Annotated in this window: 12 protein-coding genes and 1 other annotated feature; of the genes, 6 read left to right on the plus strand and 6 right to left on the minus strand. The window is 52.0% G+C overall.

The window, feature by feature from the left end; translation table 11 throughout:
- Nucleotides 1-11: 11 nt before the first annotated feature.
- Entirely contained in the window at nt 12-758 is a 747-nt protein-coding gene (locus OIM03_00755; protein ID HJI72811.1) for a hypothetical protein, read from the minus strand.
- Between the two features lie 14 nt (nt 759-772).
- Nucleotides 773-1,801, minus strand: a complete 1,029-nt coding sequence (locus tag OIM03_00760) for an NAD/NADP octopine/nopaline dehydrogenase family protein (GenBank protein ID HJI72812.1) — start codon at nt 1,799-1,801, stop codon at nt 773-775.
- Between the two features lie 172 nt (nt 1,802-1,973).
- Nucleotides 1,974-2,202 (plus strand) — a binding site (T-box leader).
- Between the two features lie 87 nt (nt 2,203-2,289).
- On the opposite strand from OIM03_00760, the gene OIM03_00765 reads away from it, so the two are divergent.
- The 3 genes from OIM03_00765 to OIM03_00775 are packed head-to-tail and all read left to right on the plus strand — an operon-like array spanning nt 2,290 to nt 4,473.
- Nucleotides 2,290-3,036, plus strand: coding sequence for an amino acid ABC transporter ATP-binding protein (locus tag OIM03_00765; protein HJI72813.1), 747 nt, complete (start codon nt 2,290-2,292; stop codon nt 3,034-3,036).
- Between the two features lie 40 nt (nt 3,037-3,076).
- The gene (locus OIM03_00770) at nt 3,077-3,772 is read left to right on the plus strand and encodes an amino acid ABC transporter permease (protein HJI72814.1); all 696 of its coding nucleotides are present in this window, start codon (nt 3,077-3,079) and stop codon (nt 3,770-3,772) included.
- Entirely contained in the window at nt 3,772-4,473 is a 702-nt protein-coding gene (locus tag OIM03_00775) for an amino acid ABC transporter permease (protein HJI72815.1), read from the plus strand. The genes OIM03_00770 and OIM03_00775 overlap by 1 nt, the downstream gene beginning before the upstream one ends.
- Before the next feature lie 373 nt (nt 4,474-4,846).
- Here OIM03_00775 and OIM03_00780 read toward each other — a convergent pair whose 3' ends face one another.
- The gene (locus tag OIM03_00780; GenBank protein HJI72816.1) at nt 4,847-8,920 is read right to left on the minus strand and encodes a hypothetical protein; all 4,074 of its coding nucleotides are present in this window, start codon (nt 8,918-8,920) and stop codon (nt 4,847-4,849) included.
- Nucleotides 8,921-9,353: 433 nt separating this feature from the next.
- On the opposite strand from OIM03_00780, the gene OIM03_00785 reads away from it, so the two are divergent.
- The 3 genes from OIM03_00785 to OIM03_00795 all read left to right on the plus strand — a co-directional run bounded on the left by OIM03_00785 (nt 9,354) and on the right by OIM03_00795 (nt 15,163).
- Nucleotides 9,354-10,085, plus strand: a complete 732-nt coding sequence (locus OIM03_00785; GenBank protein ID HJI72817.1) for a LytTR family DNA-binding domain-containing protein — start codon at nt 9,354-9,356, stop codon at nt 10,083-10,085.
- Nucleotides 10,086-10,249: 164 nt separating this feature from the next.
- The gene (locus tag OIM03_00790; protein HJI72818.1) at nt 10,250-14,863 is read left to right on the plus strand and encodes an ESPR-type extended signal peptide-containing protein; all 4,614 of its coding nucleotides are present in this window, start codon (nt 10,250-10,252) and stop codon (nt 14,861-14,863) included.
- 21 nt (nt 14,864-14,884) lie between these two features.
- Complete coding sequence (locus OIM03_00795; protein ID HJI72819.1) at nt 14,885-15,163, plus strand: S-layer homology domain-containing protein; 279 nt, start codon at nt 14,885-14,887, stop codon at nt 15,161-15,163.
- 168 nt (nt 15,164-15,331) lie between these two features.
- On the opposite strand, the gene OIM03_00800 is transcribed toward OIM03_00795, so the two are convergent.
- From OIM03_00800 to OIM03_00810, 3 genes are all read right to left on the minus strand, one after another.
- On the minus strand, nt 15,332-16,678 hold the full coding sequence (locus tag OIM03_00800; protein HJI72820.1) for a GHKL domain-containing protein: 1,347 nt from the start codon (nt 16,676-16,678) through the stop codon (nt 15,332-15,334).
- Nucleotides 16,675-17,997 (minus strand): hypothetical protein, encoded by a 1,323-nt coding sequence (locus OIM03_00805; protein ID HJI72821.1) that lies wholly within the window; start codon nt 17,995-17,997, stop codon nt 16,675-16,677. Before OIM03_00805 ends, OIM03_00800 begins: the two co-directional genes overlap by 4 nt.
- A gap of 455 nt (nt 17,998-18,452) precedes the next feature.
- Complete coding sequence (locus tag OIM03_00810) at nt 18,453-19,886, minus strand: hypothetical protein (protein ID HJI72822.1); 1,434 nt, start codon at nt 19,884-19,886, stop codon at nt 18,453-18,455.
- Nucleotides 19,887-19,941: the final 55 nt, after the last annotated feature.

A 19,941-nucleotide genomic window follows, 5' to 3' on the forward strand; every position in this document is an offset into this window, starting at 1 on the left:
CGTCTGTCTTATTATCCATGTCTTGTCGTGACCATCTTGAGCTGTCCGGTGCGGAGGGCATGGTTCACGTATTCATATACTTTGTACATCGGTGTGTCCGGCTCGATATTGCCGCGGTCTCTGGAGCCTGCGCCATGGGAGCGGACTTTGCCGTCGTAATCATATTCTGTCATGGAGAGTGTCTGCACTTTCTTGTTCGGCACGTCCATCTTCACCTGGTACACGGCAGCGGAGAAGTTCTGGTCCTTCCACGGGTAGGTGATGCGCATCCAGAATGTCGCATAGCCATCGCGGTAGCTCATCGTGTTCTTCTCGATCTGGTATTCGCTTCCATGGAAACGGACGCCCTGCTCTTTATAGAGCGTGACCCAGTCTGGGTTGGTGAAGCGCGGAAGCGGATTTTCGACGTAGTGGGTGTAGATGGTCTTTCCCAAGGTGTTCGGAAGGATCTTGGACCAGTTTTCCGGATTGTCCGGATAGACTTTCGTTTCCATCTTTCCGTCTTTGGAAGGCACCTCCAGTGTCGCGATGCGGTAGGTGTTGTCCTCGCGGTTGAAGGCCATCGAGGAAATAACGTTCTTGCCGCCGGCCGGCAGCTCGAGTGTCATCTGCGCCAGGATGCCGCCGTCCACGTAGGAATCTGTATCGACTTTGACGCCGCTCGTGCCCGGGAGCGCTACCCAGTTTTCTGCAAGGGCGCTGGCGGATGCGCCTGCCATCATGGCGCACGCGAGTATGGCGGTAAATAATTTCTTCATAAATCCCTCCTGATTTACTTGCCCCGGAGCGCTTTGATCGCCCTGAGGTCCTGTACTGTCAGAAACAGCTCGTAAGGTTTCCCCATGTAGAGTGAGGCGGTGTCCACCATCGCCGTGATGTACGGCGCGGGGACATGCATCATGTCCGCCAGATCGAGGAGGCTTCCCAGTCCGCAGGGAAGGTCTTCGGAAAGGCTTCTGTCGGATAAGGAAACGGGGCCTTTGAGCCCGTCGTAGAGTGCATTGTTCCTGAGCGCTTCGTAAAGGGTCGCTTTCTTGTCAGATCGTTGGGAATTCACGGTCTCAAGGAGGCTGTAAAGTTCAAGCCCCAGAGCCTTTCCCACGGTGAGGCGTTCCTTGTCGCAGTGTTCCATGTAGTCTGCTGCGCGGCTGGTGAATGCCGGTCCGAAGAGTTCGAAGTCTTCCCCGTTCTCGATACGCGAGATGTTGAAGAAGGCACTGGCCGCATTCACGATCGGCATCGCCTGCGAAAGGGATGTGGAGACCGGTGAGGAAATGCGGGAAACGCGCGGCGCGATCGTATGGAGAAGCTCGCCCGGATCCTTGCTGGTCCCCAGCGCCGAGTATCCGATTTCCGTACGGATGCCCTTCATTTCCAGTGTCAGGAAATCTTCCGAAAGGCTGGCGACGAAGGGCGAACCAGCCGTCTCGGCAATCGTCAGGTACTTTGCATCTTCCTTCAGCAGGCGGTACGTCTTTACAGCGCCCCAGCAGCCGTTCAGGAAAAGGATGCACTGGCCCTTACGAAGGCAGGGCAGAAGCTCATTGATGACGTCTTCATAGTCGCCTGCGCGGGTGCAGATGATGACGGTATCGGAATAGTTCACCGCTTCCTTCATCGTCTTGGCCATCGGCACGTAGAAGGAGCTCTCCATCACGCCCGTCACGCGGACCGGTTTCGTCGACCATGCAGCAAGCTTTTTCTCGCTTCTGACGTAGACAAGGGACGAAACATCCTTTAATTTTAAATAAGAAGCCGCCGCAAGCGCCATCGCGCCGGCTCCGATGATTGAAACTCTCATTTTACCTCCCTGGATACGCGCCTCTTACAGCGCGCCTGTCTCCTTATTATATATTTGGCAAGCCGCGCAAGGCAACAGGAAAACAGAAAGTGCAGGAACCGCGTGGTAAAAGATTTGTAAACCCTTGATTTTCTCTTCCGTTCTATGTTATATTGATGATAATTAATCTTTTATATGAGCGATGACAAGAGAAAGTACATGGATGGAACCTCCAAAGAGAGCCCCGATGGTGGAAACGGGCGTGGGAATTCCATGGAAGTGCCTCTTCGAGCCGGCCAGCTGAACCCAAGTAAGCGGCCCGGGATCACCCGTTACAGTGGCTGAGTCTTTTTGACTTACCAAGGCTCTTGCGGCAACGCAGGGGCGAAATTGGGTGGAACACGGAAATTCCCGTCCCTTTGCGGCGGGGCTTTTTTATTGCATCGCAAACCATACAAGAATCCAAAAACTAACACATTCAAGGAAAGAAGGTCCTCATCATGTCCCGCATATTGACTGCAGAACATATTCGCAAATCTTTCGGCAATCATACAGTCCTGAAAGACATCAACCTGAACGTTGAAAAAGGTGATGTAGTATCGATCCTCGGCCCGTCCGGCACGGGGAAGACTACCTTCCTCCGCTGCCTGAACTATCTCGAACAGCCAGACTCCGGCAAGCTCACGATTGACGACGTATCCGTCGATTTCTCCAAAATTTCCAAAGATGAAGTCAAACGTCTCAGAAGGAAATCCACAATGGTCTTCCAGCAGTTCAACCTTTTCAGAAATAAGAACGTCCTGGAAAATATCACCGAAGGCCTCATCTACGGCTATGGCAAGTCCGCTTCCGAAGCGAAGGACATCGCCATGGAAGAACTGAAGCGCGTCCACATGGAAGACTACGCCAAGATGTATCCGTCTGAACTCTCCGGCGGCATGCAGCAGCGCGTCGGCATCGCTCGTGCCCTCGCTCCGCGTCCTGACGTCATCCTCTTCGACGAACCGACATCGGCGCTCGATCCGGAACTCGTCGGCGAAGTCCTCGATACCATCGCTGAAGTCGCTACCCTTGGCATCACGATGATCATCGTCACCCATGAAATGCACTTCGCGCGCGAAGTTTCCTCCAAAGTCGTCTTCATGTCCGACGGCCTCGTCGTCGAAGAAGGCGCTCCGGAAGAACTCTTCACCCATCCGAAGGAAGAAAAGACCCAGCAGTTCCTCCAGCGAATGCTCAAGAGAGACGAACACTGATTTTCGTTTCCCGCTCATTCGTTAGAAAGAGGTCTTTTCCATGTTAACTTTTAATTTCGATTACTTCCTCGGGCTCTTCCCGAGGCTGGCGACAGCCATACCGTACACGGCAGAAGTCATCGTTTCCTCGATCCTCATCTGCCTTGTGCTGGGTACCATCGTCGCCGTCATCCGCATAGCGAAGGTTCCCGTCCTTCATCAGTTCTGCGAAGTCTGGCTCTCCTACAACAGAAGCATGCCATTCATCCTGGACCTCTACCTCGTCTACTTCGTCCTGCCGGTCATCGTCCGCGGACTTGGCATCAGCCCTGACGGCTGGCCTCTGACGGCATACGTCCTCATCGCGCTTGCCTTCCACTACACGCCGGTCATCTCGGAAATCATCCGCCCTGCCTACCTCTCCGTAGACAAGGGACAGAGCGAAGCCGCCATCATTTTCGGCCTCTCGCCCTTCCACAGAGTCTTCCGCATCGTAGCGCCGCAGGCATTTCCTGTAGCCCTCCCGAGCCTTGTCAGCGAAGCCATCAACATCATGAAGGATACCTCCGTCATGTACTTCATCGGCGTCATCGACCTCATGGGCCGCGCCGGCAACATCATCAACGCCAACTATGGCCAGGGAAAACTCGAAACCTACTGCGCCGTCGCCCTCATCTACTGGGTGCTCGTCATCCTCGTGGAAATGGTATTCCATGCGACACAGCGCATGACAGATAAAGGAAGGAGGACCACATAATGATCGATTTCGCTGTCATACCGACCGCCCTCCTCTTCATTTCCGAAGCCATCCCGAATACCCTTTTCATGGCATTCATCAGCCTTTTCTTCGGCATCGTCTTCGGCTCCGTGATCGCGCTCATCCGCCTTCGCACAAAAAACGCACTCGTGAACGGCCTCCTCGCCGTTTTCATTTCCTTCTTCAGAGGCGTCCCGAGCATCGTGCAGCTCTTCATCGTCTACTACTCGCTGCCCTATCTCCTCGCGCCCCTCTTCACGTCCATCCTGGGCCACACCGTGAAACCCTTCGACGTCAGCCCTTACTGGACCGTTTACACCACATTCATTCTTTACAACACCGTCTACCAGTCCGAAAACCTCAGAGGAGCCCTCCGCTCCGTCGACCACGGGCAGTACGAAGCAGCCGTCGCCATGGGCATGACCCCATTCCGCGCCTTCACCCGCATCGTCCTCCCCCAGGCCTTCGTCGTAGCCATGCCGGCCTTCTTCACCTACTACCTGAAGACCATCAAACTCCTCGCCCTGGTATTCACCGTCAAAGTCGTCGACATGTTCGCCAAAGCCGATATCTTCTCTGCCCTCTACAACAGAAGAACCGAACCCTACATCGCCGACGCCATAGCCTACTGGGCCGTAGCCATCCTCCTCACCCTCTTCTTCAACTGGTGGGAAAAGAGACTCCGCTCCAAAGGATTCTAATAAGGAAAAAGAATAAGAATAAGAATAAGAATAAGAATAAGGACATCTCAGAAAATGGGATGTCCTTTTTTGCATGGGGGATAATTAAAACCAAACAGCCGCCTTACAGGCTGGGAGATGAATCATTAAAAGCCAGACAACCGGACTTCGTCCGTGAAAATGCAACTCATCCGCCCGACATTTTTATAAACTGCACCTCATCCGCGCAGCTACAGATAAAAGATAAGCTGCGCACCTTCCCCAGAAGGGAAGGCTTCACAAGGAATAAAGAAAAGATTTCCAATCTGATTTGTTTTGAACCTTTCTCAATCCTATCCCGACCTTCCCTTCCAGGGCAAGGTCAAAGGCCATCAGCTCCCCCTATGGGGCGAGCTCAGAATGCTCTCGACAGTCCCAGTGTATAGGTGACGCCTCTTTGTTTGCCGGCCCAGCCGGTAATGTGGAGGTCGGCGCCCCATGGGTTTTCTTTTGTGATTTTGCTCTTCCAGCCGAGTTCGAGGAAGCCGCTCCCGCCTTCCATGGAAGGCGTCGGTGTGTTGAAGGTGCGATAGCTGGCTCTTGCTTCGCTGTCAAATTCATAGTCCCAGCCGATGCCTGCGTAGTAGGACTGTGTTTCGGAGATTTCTTTTGTCCATCTTACGCCGAGTCTTGTGCGGTAGGAATTGATGGTGTCGAAGTCGTAGCTTGTCAGGCCGGAGGTATTGCGGATGGCCGCGGTGTCGCTTCCAAGGCGGGTGTAGAAGAATTTTCCGTAGTAGTCGAAGGAGCTGGTACCTTTGGTGACGACTTTGCCCAGGCCTGCTTCGGCGGCAATGTAGGGTACATTGCTTTCGTAGGAGGAGGGCATGTCTGCGATGAGGCCGGAGAAGTCGCCGTGGAGTCTGCCGGCGCGGATCATGGCTTCGTAGTGGAGGCCGTCATCACGGTCTCTGCGGTAGAGGATGCCTCCGCCTGTGTAGTGCTGTTTGCCATCAGCTCTGGCGCCGCTGTCCAGATGGCTGGTGTAGTTGCTCTTGCCGTATTCGAAGAACGGCATGAGGGTGTCAACGCAGCCTTCTCTTTCGTACTTGCGTACGAAGCCGAGGTTAGCGGCAAGGCCGTTCGTGTCTACGTAGGAGCCTGTTTCATTGCGCAGGTTGAAGCCGCCGATGGATGCATAGGGGACAAAGCCTGTACTGCCGTCTTCGGCAGAGGCTGCTGTGGCGGCGGAGTAAGCCATGGTGGAGACGGCATCGGATCCGTTTCCTACGAGCGCTGCTCCGGCTGCTCTTGTTTCTGCAAAGAGTTTGGTATCGCTGGAAATGTACCAGTCATCTGCGGCCGCTTCCGGATTTGCCGGAAGGTCCATGAGGACGGCATTGTTGGCAGCGTCCAGTCTGACTGTGGCATCTGCTGTCAGATAGTCCGGCGTGACTAAGGTCACCTTTCCGCTGAATTCTTCTGCCAAGGAAGGAAGCGCATCCGCCAGACCATAATTGGTATTGGCATCCGTGGTCAGCGTGCCCGCCTTGAGCAGGGTGATTGTCTTCACCTTCGAGCCCAGCACGTCTTCGCTCTGAATGCCGGCCTTAATTCCTGCACCGGAAATATTTGCTGTGCCCGTTACATTCAGCATGGTATCTGCTTCGGTCATGCCTGATGGGATGTAGAAATTCAGGTTCTGGAAGTAATCCAGTTCCTTCACTGTGATGCCCTTGGTAAACATATTCAGCGTGTTTCCGCTGCCGGCAGTCGCTCCATAGCCGCCGTAGAGCGATATTGCCGGGTCAAAGGTACCTCCAAGGATATTCACCGTATTATTGCTTGCGGTGCCGCCAAGCGAATAACCGCCTGCGATGTATCCTATTGTAATTGTTTCCCCCTCGTAAGATATGGACCGGCTGTTAATTGTGCCGCCGCTGATGGTGACTGTATTTCCTTCCGCAGTGCCTTCATTGGACATTCCGCCCATAACAGCGCCGCCTTTAATCGTACCGCCGCTGATGGTGACTGTATTGCCAGCAGCACTGTTCTCGCCATCACTGCTGCCGCCCATAACAGCGCCATTGATGATGCCATCCTCGATCTTCACCGTATTCTTCGTGACTGTTCCCAGGAGAGAATGGCCGCCATAGACACTGCCTCCGATTTCATCGCCGCTGATGGTGACCGTATTGCCCGCAGCAATGGAATGCTTTGTGGTAGAATCGCCGCCATAGACACTGCCGCTGATCTTGCCACCACTCATGGTGACTATATTGCCCTCTGCAGTGCCCATATAGGAATAGCCGCCAGTGGCATCTTCAGTCATCGTGCCGCCTGTGATGGTGACGATGTTGCCCTTTGCTCCTCCTGTTGTCTCATTATCTCCTTCTGCCCTGCCTCCATCGATGGAGCCGTAAACCGTGCCGCCTTTGATGGCAACCGTATTCTCATTGGCACTGCCTTCACTGGACCAGCCGCCATAGACATGTTCGTACGTATCATCTTCTCCCGTGTCCTTCGTCCCCACGGATCCACGCTCCATGGTCACATGGTTCCCGATGGCATCGCCAGCCCCTGCATAGCCGCCGTAGATGGAGCTCTCCGTGGTACCGCCGGTCATCAGGACGGCATTCTCAGTAACGTCGCCCGGCGAAGGATTGGGATATTCATCGTCATCGTCGCTGTAGCCGCCGTAAATGCCGTCAGAGCCGTTGATTATTCCGCCTTTGATAGTGACTGTATTATGATCCACTGCTCCTCCAAAAGAGACGCCGCCGGCAACCACGCCGTCAATAGTACCGCCACTGATGGTGACTGTATTGCCTATAGGACAGGCAAAGCCAGCATAGCCGCCTATGACACCGCCGCTAATATTGCCTCCGCTGATGATGACGTCATTTTCATTGACACTGCTTTCAAATGACATTCCACCATAGACACCATAGTCATCATCTGTTCCGATAGTGCCTCCGCTGATGGTAACTGTATTACCTGTGACCAAGGAAGTACTTTCGCGAGCCGCATCACCATAGACACTTTTTGTCTCTATACCTCCGCTAATGTCTACCCTATTCCCTTCTGCTCTGCCATTACTGGCAAAGCCGCCATAAATGAAATCGTTAATAGTGCCGCCCGTGATGGTGACCACATTGCTTTTCGCATCGCCTTTTGCAGGATTATCGTTATTATCACGCGAGCCTTCGGCCCAGCCGCCATTCACGGATCCGTGAATGGCACCGCCGCTGATGTCTACCGTATTCTCATTGGCACTGCCATACGAAGAATAGCCGCCATAGTAGGATTCATCAACCTCATCGACACTACCTGTGTACGCAGTCCCAACGACCCCGTCTTCCATCTTGAAGTGGTTCCCGATGGCATTGCCAGTTTCGGCATAGCCGCCATAGGCATTTCCGGTAATGGTTCCAGAAGCCGTCTCCGATTTCTTGACCTCCAAGGTATTATCCGTCACAACGCCAGCTTCTGCATAGCCGCCGTAGGCATTGCCGGTAATCGTACCGCCGCTGGCAGTGACCATATTGCCCTTGACAGTGCCGCCTTGAGACCCTTGGGGAGTATAAGATCCGGCATAGCCGCCATAGGCATTACCGTTGACCGTACCCCCGCTGACAGTGACCGTATTGCCTGTAACGTCTTCATTGTTGCTGCTGTAACCGCCATAGATGTCAGCGGCCACAGATTCATTTCCGATTACCGCATTACCACTGATCTTGACCGTATTATTCGTGGACTTTCCTTTATCTGAACGGCCGCCAATGACTTCGACGACGTTGCTGCCGGTAATACTTCCGCCGCTAATCGTTACCGTATTATGGTCGGCATTGCCGAAATCAGTGTCGCCGCCATAGATGGTGACGTAATAGGTGGAAATCGTGTCGCCGCTGATTGTTACTTCATTCTTTTCAGCATTGCTATTATCCGAACGTCCCCCGATAATTCTTCCGAAATTAATTGTGCCATCACTGATAATGACCTTATTGTCCGAAGCGACGCCATCCTTAGAAAAACCGCCGTAGATCTGGCTGGTCATTGTCCCGCCGTTAATTTCTACCCTATTATTGACAGCAGTTTTGCCAGTTCCATTCGAATAGCCGCCGTAGATGGTACCATAAACAGCACCGCCGTTGATGAATGCCTTGTTTTCATTGGCATTGCCGCCCTCAGAATAGCCGCCATAGATGTAACTATTAGCCTGTCCGTCTTCCATGGTGACTTTGTTCTCATCCGCATCGCCAGCTTCTGCATAGCCGCCGTATGCACTGCCGTTAACCACTCCGCCCGTCTTGATGACCAGATCGCCGCCCGTAGCGACAGTTTCTCCCGAAACCTGCAAGCCATAGGCTGATCCTGCTGTCTCTCCAGTAACCTCGACCGTTTCCGCATACCCTGGCAGCGTTCCCAATCCGACCGTCAGCACTGCCGCCAGAACGGCCGCCCGTAATAAACCTCCCTGTTTTGTCATGATTAAGCCCCCTTAATCTAACAATTATAAATTTTCCGTACTTCCCTCTATTTTTATTATAAAAGTTATAATTGGCGTTTCTTTTTGCATGACTTTAAAGGGCGGTTTTTCGGCACGAAAAGTCATAAAATGGAGGGAATGGCCAGGAGGCGATGCAGGTCGAAATATGTATATTTGTAATAGAAATAAAGAGGCGGGAACACCTTAAAACCTCTCTGCGCTCGTTGAAATGAACTTCATTCAACGAAAAACAGGTCCTATTTCGAATCATATCGAATACGCGATGCTCTTGCGCATTTGTGACAAAAAATGCATTTTTTATGACAGGAAATCTTTTAAGGAAAAAGAACATGATACAATGAAGGCGAAAGGAAAGATAACGAAAAACAACATTCCATAAACCCAATATTATATGTTAGAAGGAGGTGATATTATGCTGAGGATTGCCATCTGTGACGATATACCCGAACAATTGGATATCATGGAAAAAGCTGTTCTTTCCTATTTTTCATCTGACTCGCAGGAGATCCGGATTTCCAAGTACCACAATGCCATGGAATTCCTGGATGACTTCGAAGCGGAGGGAGATTTTGATATCGTCCTGCTAGACATCTGCATGCCCGGGATGCTGGGAACGGATGTGGCGGCGGCAATGAGAAGCCAGAAAAGTCAGGCCGAAATCATATTCCTTTCGACAAGTGATGAATTTGCTATCGAAGCTTTCAGTGTCCATGCTGCGCATTACATCGTCAAACCATTTACTCAGAAACAATTTGATCAGGCTATGGACCGCGTCATGGAAAGCATCCGTCAGCGTCACAGCAGGAAAATCATTTTCCGTCTGGTCGGCGGCGGCATCCAGGTGGAGGAAATCAACGATATTCTTTTCGTAGAAAGCAATGGGCATAACCAGAAAATCTATGTCAATGATGGATCCATACTGGAAACACGTCTGGCTTTGGCACAGCTCGCTTCCACACTAGAGTCTATTTCTCCAGGCCAGCTCATCTCACCGGGCAAAGGGTACATCGTCAATCTATCGGCCATTCATGTCATTAAAAGCGATTACATCGAAATCCAGAACCACAAGATTCCGGTAGCCAATCGTAAGTATCGCCAGCTTCAAGAAAAATATTTCAAATTCGTATTTAAAAAAGATGTATAAAAAATCATAAAAAATCCGATTTTTTGTATAGCTTTATTTTTGTGCGCAAATTCGGGAAACAGCTTGAATATTTATGCAAAATTTAGGAAGATTTTGCTGAGCTGTATTTTTTGCGCCCAAATTCAGGGGAGTTGTGAATTTTTATACAGAAAGCAGGGAGAATTATGAACAAAATCTTTAAGGTTATCTGGAGCAGGACGAAGAACTGCTATGTCACGGCTTCGGAATTAGCCAAGGGCCACACGAAGTCAGCCAGCACCGGCAGCAAGGCCAGACGGAAACTTCTGACATCCGCAGCAGCCCTGGCCATGGTACTCACCTTCGCCGGCGGAGGAAACGCTTGGGCATCCGTCACAGTAAATACAACGGATCCAGGCACCCCAGCAACCGTGTATACAACAGAAGAAGTGGATAACGCTCTGGATGAAAAAGCCAATTCGGATGACGTGGCAAGTACCTATGCGACGAAGTCAGAATTGGAGTCGGGACTGGCCGGTAAAGCAAATTCGACAACTGTGGCAAGCACCTATGCAACGAAGTCAGAATTGGAGTCGGGACTGGCCGGTAAAGCAGATTCGACAACTGTGGCAAGCACCTATGCAACGAAGACAGAGGTGGAAAACACCTATGCGACGAAGACAGAAGTGGATGATGCTCTGGATGAAAAAGCCAATTCGGCCGACGTGGCAAGTACCTATGCGACGAAGTCAGAATTGGAGTCGGGACTGGCCGGTAAAGCAGATTCGACAACTGTGGCAAGCACCTATGCAACGAAGTCAGAATTGGAGTCGGGACTGGCCGGTAAAGCAGATTCGACAACTGTGGCAAGCACCTATGCAACGAAGACAGAGGTGGAAAACACCTATGCGACGAAGACAGAAGTGGATGATGCTCTGGATGAAAAAGCCAATTCGGCCGACGTGTATACAAAGACCGAGGTGCAAAATACCTATGCGACAAAGACAGAGGTGGCAAGTACCTATGCGACTAAGACAGAAGTAAATAACGCTCTGGATGGTAAATTGGATATTAGTGCAGATGGCGACGTGACCGATGTCAGGGACCTTACCGCCAGCGGCACCATTACCGGCGGTACTCTGACTGATGGCACTGCTTCGCTGGCCGGCGGCAGCCTCACTGATGCGGTGGATGTCACAGCGACTGGCACCATTACCGGCGGTACTCTGACTGACGGCGAGGGAGCTTCCATGAGCAATGGAACTGTTACCGGCACGACCCTGACCGACGGCGTTGCTACACTGTCCGAAGGCGATCTGACTACAACTGGCGATATCAATGCTAACGATATTACTACAACAGGCGATTTGAGCACACACGATATCACGGCTACAAGCCTGAATACACAGGGAGGAGATATCTCTGGCGGTGCTATTACAGGCACGTCACTGAATACCAATGGAGGATCTATCTCAGATGGTGCTATCACAGGCACGACGATCACAGGCACGTCCGTTAATGTCGGCAGTGGCTCTGTCAGTGCTGGCAGCGGCACCTTTACAGGCAATGTTTCCGCAGGCAGTATAGATGTAACCAATAAAGTGACTGCAGGCAGCATGGAAACGAGTGGCAACACGAAGACAGATTCCCTAACAGTAACCAACAATGCTTCCGTAGGCGGTGACCTGACTGTGACGGGAGACATTTCCGGCAGCAGCTTGGACGTGGGCTCTGGTACGATTGAAACCACTGGCGCCGTAGAAGCCGGAACTCTGGAAACCACCGGTGCTGCTACCATCGGCGGCACATTGACTTCCAATGGCATTACCAATACAGGCAGCACGAAGACAGATTCCTTGACAGTGACCGACGATGCTTCCGTAGGCGGTGACCTGACTGTGACGGGAGACATTTCCGGCAGCAGCTTGGACGTGGGCTCTGGTACGATTGAAACGACTGGTGCCGTAGAAGCCGGAACTCTGGAAATCACCGGCGATGCTTCGATCGGCGGAAATTTGACAGTAGAAGAAGATCTGACCGTCGACGGCACATTTGATGCCAACACCATCACCAGTAAACTGGATTTAAACAATTATACGGAAATCCAGGGCGGTAATGTGACATCCAAAAACAGCATATTGGATGGCGATGGAATAACATATACCAGCACATCCACTTTAACAGAAAAGGGCAAGACCGAAACGGCTGCCAATGGAACAACCCGAAACGTAGACAAGATGGATGCTGCAGAATCGAGCAATGTGATTTCAAACCTTTCATCCCCAGATACAATCTTCTCCAAGATGGATCAGAAGGTAGATACTATCACCAGCGAAGTGAAAAACGGTGACAATTCGACATCTACCACACAGACGGCTGAGGATATCACCAATACAGCAGAACAAGGGACTATCACTAATAATGCGAAAGCATTGGTCAATACAGCCTCGGATACCATTTCCAATGAAGCCGTGAATGACATCACTACTACGTCAACTGCTGGAAATATTTCCAACACAGCCGAGAGCGGCACTATCTCCAATACTGCCCAAAATATCACCAACGAGGCGTCAAAAGACATGACCAATACTATCGGCGAAAATCTCACGACGACAGTGGGTGGCGATATGAGTACCGAAGTCACGGGCAATCAGACCAATACCGTTACTGGCACACTGACAGAAACCGTAACCCAAAAAGCAACGGAAAACTATAATGGCGGCCTGGAGACCAACGTCACCGGTGAAGAATTACACACCGTCAACGGCAATCAGACCAATACTGTCGATGGCAACCAGACCAATACCGTGACCGGCACACTGACAGAAACCGTAACCGAAAAAGCAACGGAAAACTATAACGGCGGCCTGGAGACCACAGTCACCGGTGAAGAATTACACAAAGTCAATGGCGACCAGACCAATACTGTCGATGGCAATCAGACCAATGAAATCACTGAAGACCAGACCACTACCATCGGCGGCGACAAGACTGAAGATGTCACAGGTGCTGTGACCGAAACCTATGGCAGCCAGAGTACAACTGTCAATGGCGATCAGAGCAATACTGTCAATGGAAACCAGACCAATACCGTGACCGGCACACTGACAGAAACCGTAACTGAAAAAGCAACAGAAAACTATAACGGCGGCCTGGAAACCAACGTCACTGGTGAAGAATCACACACAGTCAACGGCAGCCAGATCAATGAAATCACCGAAGACCAGACCAATACCATCGGCGGCAAGCAGACTACGACCGTAACCGGTGACAGCAGCCTGACAGCCGAAAACATCATCAACGAAGCGAAGAACAAAATCACCAGCAACGCTGTCGATGTAGAAACGACAGCTTCCAGTTCCATTGTCAGCAAGGTTTCCAATGACTATGGATCCAACACATCCACCCAGTTGTCTTCTCAGACAGAGGAAACGATGAGCCAGTCCGATGGCAAGACAGCCTCCTACCTCCGTGGTGCAGCAGAAGAAAAATCCCTGCTCACAGATGGCAGCACCAAGACCACCATTGACACCATCGCCGGCCAGACTAACACTAATATCACCGATGGATCCAATATTTCCAACAATCTGCAAAAGGCCGATCAGCTGGCATCCTCCGTAACCGACGGCACAAATACGACTGTTGCCAACCAAGACGCACAGAGCCTGGCTTCGTCCATCACCGACGGCACGAAATTTAACAATACCAACAGCACCGTCGACAAATCGGAGCAGCTGATTAAATCCAGCGATACGCAGTACAACGCCTCTGTCAAGACCGTAACGACCACGACAGAAAGAATGGTCAGCGGCAGTATCATTGATATTCTGAAGGATGCTGATAACGGGTACATCAATACGACGGTTACACAAGGAGATAACAGCACCGGCGTGAAACAAACCAGCCAGGATATCACCCAGACAGCAAAGCAGGGCACCATCACCAACGATGCCAAGAATCTGGTGAATACGGCAGAAGAAAACATGACCAATACAGCTGGCACGCAGATTCAGGATGTCGTCGGGAATACGACTGTGACTACCACGACAGAGGGAACCACTTTTGAAAATGCGGAACACAACGCAGCTATCGGTGAAGGCTCGATCACGAAAACCACCATTTCCGGCAACACCCTTGAAACAGGAAAAGCGACCATGGACTATGCCGAAGTCACAAAAGATCTTACCGTTGGCGGCACGACCACCACGAAAGACCTGCATGTGACAAACAATGCATCCGTAGACGGCACTCTTGACGTAGGCGGAGCCGCAAACTTCCAGGATTCTGTAACGATTGCCAAAGATCTCAGCGCAGGCGGCAACGCCAGCATAGCAGGCAGCGTGACTGCCGCATCCTACAAGGTAGGAAATAAGACCTACATTGACGACAACGGCATCCATGCGAATAACCAGAAGATCACCAACGTAGCACCAGGAGAACTCTCAGCGGACAGCCTCGACGCCGTCAATGGAGCACAGCTCTATGAAACCAACCAGCGCGTCGCCTCGATGGACAGCCGCATCAACGAAGCCGGTGCCAATGCAGCAGCGATGGCCAACCTCCATCCGCTTGAATTTGACGCTGATTCCAAGCTCAATGTAGCCGCTGCCGTAGGCAACTACAAGAACAAGACAGCAACAGCCCTGGGCCTCTTCTATCGCCCTAACGAAGACGTCATGTTCAACGTGTCCGGCACCGTCGGCTCGAGCGACAACATGGTCGGCGGCGGCGTAGCCATCCGCATCGGCCACGGCGGCAACAAGGCTCGGAATAAACAGATGGCCGAAAACGCTGCTTACGTCAAAGGCCTTGAATCCTGAGTCGACAAGCTGCAGCAGCAGATGGATGCGCTCCTCTCCGTCCTCAATCCGAACCTGTCCAAAGACTTCCCGGACGTACCGGAAAACCACTGGGCTTATGAAGCCGTATCCCGCCTGGCTGGCAACGGCATCATTCAGGGTTACGAAGATGGCAAGTACCACGGTGAACGCACAATGACCCGCTATGAAATGGCAGAAATCATCTACAAAGCCCTGAGCAAAGGTGCAGAGGCAGAAGCCGAACTGGTAGAAGAATTCCGCCCTGAACTGCAGGCCATGGCTGCCCAGAACAAGGCATAAGGATGTTCAAATAGTATTTGTAATAGAAAGGAGCATAGTATAAAACAAAGAGGCTGTGACGAAATGATCGTTATTTCGTCACAGCCTCTTTTGTGTGGGTGTATTTGGTTAGAATAGTAAAGCTCGGTCGTATGTTTTTTTCAGCCGAAGGCTGCTCATCCCCGCCCCCTACTCTTTCGGCAGTTCAAGTCTTACGTACGTGCTGAACCAGCCTTTTTCGCAGGTGCAGATGGCGTTAGCATTGTGTGCATCGAGGAAATGGGCGAGAGATTTCATGCCTATGCCGTGGCCCGGGGCATTGGTTGCGGGCAGGCCGTTTTCGTCGAATGCGACTTTCCCGTCAAAGCGGTTCTTAATGAGAATATTCAGCATGTCGTCCTGGCGGACGGCGATGACGGTCAGGGCGCGCCGGCCCTCCGGCTGTTTCTCGCTGGCATGGACGGCGTTTTCGATGAGGTTGGAAAAGACCATGGATAAATCTGTACTGAAGGACGGGCTGCAGTCGGGGATATCGGCCTTGGCCGTGACGGTAATCCCCTCCTGTTTCGCCGCGTCAAGGTACGTCGTAAGGGCGGCGTTGACGACTGTGTTTTTGCAATACTGCTGCCGTTTCGTCTGCTCGAGTTTGCATCCGATCTGCTCAATCAGCTTCAATGCGGGCTCATATTCCCCATGGGATACGAGGTCTGTCAGTCTTTGCAGGTATTCCCGCTGCTTTTTCCAGAAAACTTCCATCAGCTTCTGTGCTTCATTCAGCGACTGGACGTAGTTCTGATTGGACCGGATCTGCGCGGTGAGGGCATCTTTGCGTTCATAGGCCAGGTACACGGCATCGACCTGTTCGAGCCCGGCCTTTACGCTGAATGCGATAAGGAGCGCGGCGCAGGTAATGATGATTCTCGGCACGAGCATTTCTACATGCAGCACCTCAGGAACCCTCTGTGTGGTAAAAAATGCCGCTTCCGCAAAGATCAGGCAAGGAAGGATACAGATATATTTCCAGTACCCCCGCATGCTGAGCACATGGTCGTTCCGGAATACCTCATTGAAGTACCGGATCAGGACCGGCAGGCAGAGCAAGTAGCCGATGGTGTACAGGAAGAGCTCCAGCGGAAAGAGCGCAGGGCTTTCCCTGCCCGGGAAGATTCCCATCTGGATGAGTACGTAGAACAGGTAGTAGACGAGCGTGTGGAGCATAATCATAAAGACGCTGCGCAGGGCAAACACATAGATATGCTGGAAGAAATACGGGCGGATGATGATGACGGCCCAGATGAAATAAGGAATCCAGAGCACGGTATAGAGCCATTTGAACATGACGAGGGAATACGCCCACTGCCCGCCAAGAGAAACGACCAGCAGGGCCAGTGTCTCGGCTGTGAAACAGGCAGCGTACCCGGCATATATCCACCGCTTCTGCTGCTCAGAGATAAAAGGGACAAATGACGCATACTGCAGGTACGCAGGCGGCACGACGGACAGCGTCAGAAGAAAGGTAATGAGTATACAGATCATACGGCATCCCCTTTCTTCCAAGGGATACGCAGATTGACGATCATCCATCCCTCTTCACACGTATACCGGCTGTCTGCCTGATGGCGCGTCATAAACGGCGCGAGCGATAGGAACGCTCTCGCATACCCGCCATTTCTTGGACGGCCTTCCTCATCCATTTCTACCGGCTCCGTCTGACGGTTCCCGATAACCAGCATGACAGCCGTATCCGTCTGGCGCGCAATGAAGATGACGGCCCGCGTTTCCTTATCCTGCTGCCGGCTCTCCGCCATCGCGGCCTCCGTCAGGAGGGCAGCCACCTCTCCCAATTCCTGCTCGAAGGGAAGCTCCGGAGCCAGTGACAAGTCTGCCATGACATGGATTCCCTCATCCCGGGCCTTCTCCACGAGAGGCTGCAGTGCTTTCTTCATGCAAGCATTCTCTCCCCAATGATATGGCTGCGTGTGGGCCAGCTCCTCTTTGAGCGTTTCCAGAAATGCCAGGGAATCAGCGCTGTCCTTTTCCTGAATCAGGCTGGACAGAAGACGCAGCTGGTGCCGCGTGTCATGACGGTAGATCGACAAACGCTTCTGGGAAGCCTGAAGCATCCGCGTGTAATTGGCAAACATTTCCATCTGCGTCATCAAAGCCGCATTCTCACGCTTCACATCGATGGCCGCGCTCATTTTCCGGGTGCTGAGGTACATCGTGATGGCAATGCAGATACCAAAAAAGGCCTGCAGCATCCGCGGGACAAGGTACTCCCGTGCAACAGGCTCGTTCGTATGCGCCAGGATGATGGAATACAGCAGCGCCAGCACAGGAATCGCAGCCATATATTTCCAGAAAGCCAGCATATCCACCATGCGGTTCGGCGTAATCACCGTGTGGAAAAATTTCAAAAGCACCGGGATCAGCAAGGCATACGACAGCGTATACGCCAGGAGGTACTCGTCGATATACTGGAAAAATTCATCCCGGGAAACGAAAAGGAGCTCGATATTCATGACCAGCGTAAGCACCGCCACGACGAAAAGCCCCTGCATCCCCAGGACAAATATATATTGCAGCCGGTACGAAGGGACAAACAGCAGCCCAATCAAAAGACAGGGAATCGCATGCACGGCAAAAACATCCTTAAAGGAAATCCATGCGGCTCCTACAGTTCCCTGAGAAAATATCTCTATGACGCCTGCGAAAAAGGCAAGGTACAAAATGACAAACGCCCCGGCCAGCCGGCGGGAATCCCGAGGTGTCAAAAGAGATGCAAAAACTCTGTACTGAACAAAAAGAGACGGCACCATGGCAAGAAGGAGCAGATCAACCGACAGAGAATGCATAGAAATGACCTTCCTTTGAACAAGTATAAGTGCTTTGATTATTATAATTATTTTGCATACGATTATTCTTGAATGTATTATAGCAATAAACACGATATAGTGTAAATATTGATACCGCTCCGAGAAATTCCGATTTGGAAAAAACAAAAAGAGGGCTTTGACGAATGTGCAATCACTTCGTCAAAGCCCTTGGAGGGTGTGGATGGGAATCGATGGGAGAAGCGAAATACTCGCTTTCCCAGACGGGGAAGGGCGTATGGGATAGGGTACAAAAGGTCCAAAACAAATCAGACCTGAAATCTTTTCTTTATTCCTTGTGAAGCCTTCCCTTCTGGGGAAGGTGCGCAGCTTATCTTTTATCTGTAGCTGCGCGAATGAGGTGAAGTTATATAAAGATGCCGGTGGATAGGGTTCATTTCCACGAGCACAGCGAGGTTTTATGGTTTTTAGTCCCCCTACCTTTTCAGTGCGTCTTTGAAGTCCTTAACTTGTTCTTTGATTTCTTTCATGTTCTGCTGGATGCCTTTGAAGGTTTTGACGGCTTCCTGCTCTCCTACGGCGTCGGTGATGCGCATGGCTTCTCCGGTGTCGGGGTCGACGAGGCGGATTTCGCCCAGGTGGAGGCGGCCTTTGACGATGCTGAAGGCGTCGGTTTCTGCGATGCCCAGTTTCGTGTACAGTTTAACGTCATAGAAGGCAAGGGTGTGGCCCTTGTTGTCGAAGCGGCCTGTGATCTTTTCAAAGGGAGCGAGCATGTAGAAGCCGCTTCCGGACTGGAAGGTGCCGAAGGAGTCGAGGTCTGCCGGGTTGCCGTCGCAGTGCATTTCACCGACGAGGTCGACGAGGCAGTAGAATTTATCACTCTTCAGCGGGTACCTGGTGTCCATGTCCCAGGCATTGATATAAATATTGTAAGCACGGGAATCGATGTCGTAGTCGCCGCGGGCGAGGAGTCTTCCTCCGTAGACGCCTGCTTTGACGTTGGAGAAGGTCAGGAGGCCGCCTTCGTAGTGGATGTCGCCGTGCACGTCATGGAAGCGCAGCGCAGGGATGCGGAGGCGTTTCATTTCCAGTGTGCCGTCTGCTGTCGGTCCTGCTAAGGGGCCGTCGGCATGAGCTTTCAGTGTCAGGCGGTCGCGGATGCTTGTCCCAAGGCCCAGAGAGGAAGGATCGATACCGTCAAATTCTGCATCGAAGTGGCATTCCTGATCGGGTTTCGAAAAGTCCACGGTGCCATAGAGTTTCACGCCGTCGCCGACAGCTGTGCCGCCGAAGGGTCCGGTCGTCAGGGAAATATATGTCATGCCCTTCGTGTCGAGGTCCATTTCCATATTCACGTGATTGAAAATATGATGGCGCTCCAGGTAGAAGGTCTGAATCTTTGCATTATTCAGGATGAAATTCATTTTGAGGCGCTTGCCGTTCCTGTTGAAGTTCTTTTTGTCGTCGCCGGAATGGTCTTCGATTTCCTTTGGATTGACGAAGTCGACCTGCATGTTCTCATCATAGCGGACAGCGAAGACAGGATCGTTCAGCGTGATGCCTTCCAGTGTGGTCGATTTCAATCTCCTGGTCACGATGTCCCATGGATTGACCTTGAGTGTGCCCGTCGGCACACGGAGGATCGGATTTCCTTCCGGATCATCCCAGGCAAGATTCGTGAACGTCACGCCGCCATGGATATTGGCTGTGATTTCCTCGACCGTGATCGTCCCGCGCAGCATTTTCTGCTTCGATACGGCATAATTGAAGATCCCCGCCGCACCGAGGCTCGCCACCTTGAAGAGGAGCAGCACGACAAGAAAAATGGAAACGAGCAGGCCGAAAAGAGTGGCGGCATAGAGCGTCCACTTTCGTTCTTTCTGGTACTGCTTCAGTTTCCTGAACATAGGCTCCCCTCCTTTGCTTCATCATAGCACAATCCGCCCCGCCCGATAAGGATTG

The organism is Veillonellaceae bacterium (assembly GCA_025992895.1).
Taxonomy (GTDB): domain Bacteria; phylum Bacillota; class Negativicutes; order Veillonellales; family Dialisteraceae; genus Dialister.

What these genes read in the sequence shown, in the direction of transcription:
- OIM03_00790 (HJI72818.1), top strand. Translation starts at nt 10,250, where the DNA reads ATGAACAAAATCTTTAAGGTTATCTGGAGCAGGACGAAGAACTGCTAT.
- OIM03_00780 (HJI72816.1), bottom strand. Translation starts at nt 8,920, where the DNA reads ATGACAAAACAGGGAGGTTTATTACGGGCGGCCGTTCTGGCGGCAGTG.
- OIM03_00805 (HJI72821.1), bottom strand. Translation starts at nt 17,997, where the DNA reads ATGCATTCTCTGTCGGTTGATCTGCTCCTTCTTGCCATGGTGCCGTCT.
- OIM03_00755 (HJI72811.1), bottom strand. Translation starts at nt 758, where the DNA reads ATGAAGAAATTATTTACCGCCATACTCGCGTGCGCCATGATGGCAGGC.
- OIM03_00810 (HJI72822.1), bottom strand. Translation starts at nt 19,886, where the DNA reads ATGTTCAGGAAACTGAAGCAGTACCAGAAAGAACGAAAGTGGACGCTC.
- OIM03_00785 (HJI72817.1), top strand. Translation starts at nt 9,354, where the DNA reads ATGCTGAGGATTGCCATCTGTGACGATATACCCGAACAATTGGATATC.
- OIM03_00775 (HJI72815.1), top strand. Translation starts at nt 3,772, where the DNA reads ATGATCGATTTCGCTGTCATACCGACCGCCCTCCTCTTCATTTCCGAA.
- OIM03_00770 (HJI72814.1), top strand. Translation starts at nt 3,077, where the DNA reads ATGTTAACTTTTAATTTCGATTACTTCCTCGGGCTCTTCCCGAGGCTG.
- OIM03_00800 (HJI72820.1), bottom strand. Translation starts at nt 16,678, where the DNA reads ATGATCTGTATACTCATTACCTTTCTTCTGACGCTGTCCGTCGTGCCG.
- OIM03_00795 (HJI72819.1), top strand. Translation starts at nt 14,885, where the DNA reads ATGGATGCGCTCCTCTCCGTCCTCAATCCGAACCTGTCCAAAGACTTC.
- OIM03_00760 (HJI72812.1), bottom strand. Translation starts at nt 1,801, where the DNA reads ATGAGAGTTTCAATCATCGGAGCCGGCGCGATGGCGCTTGCGGCGGCT.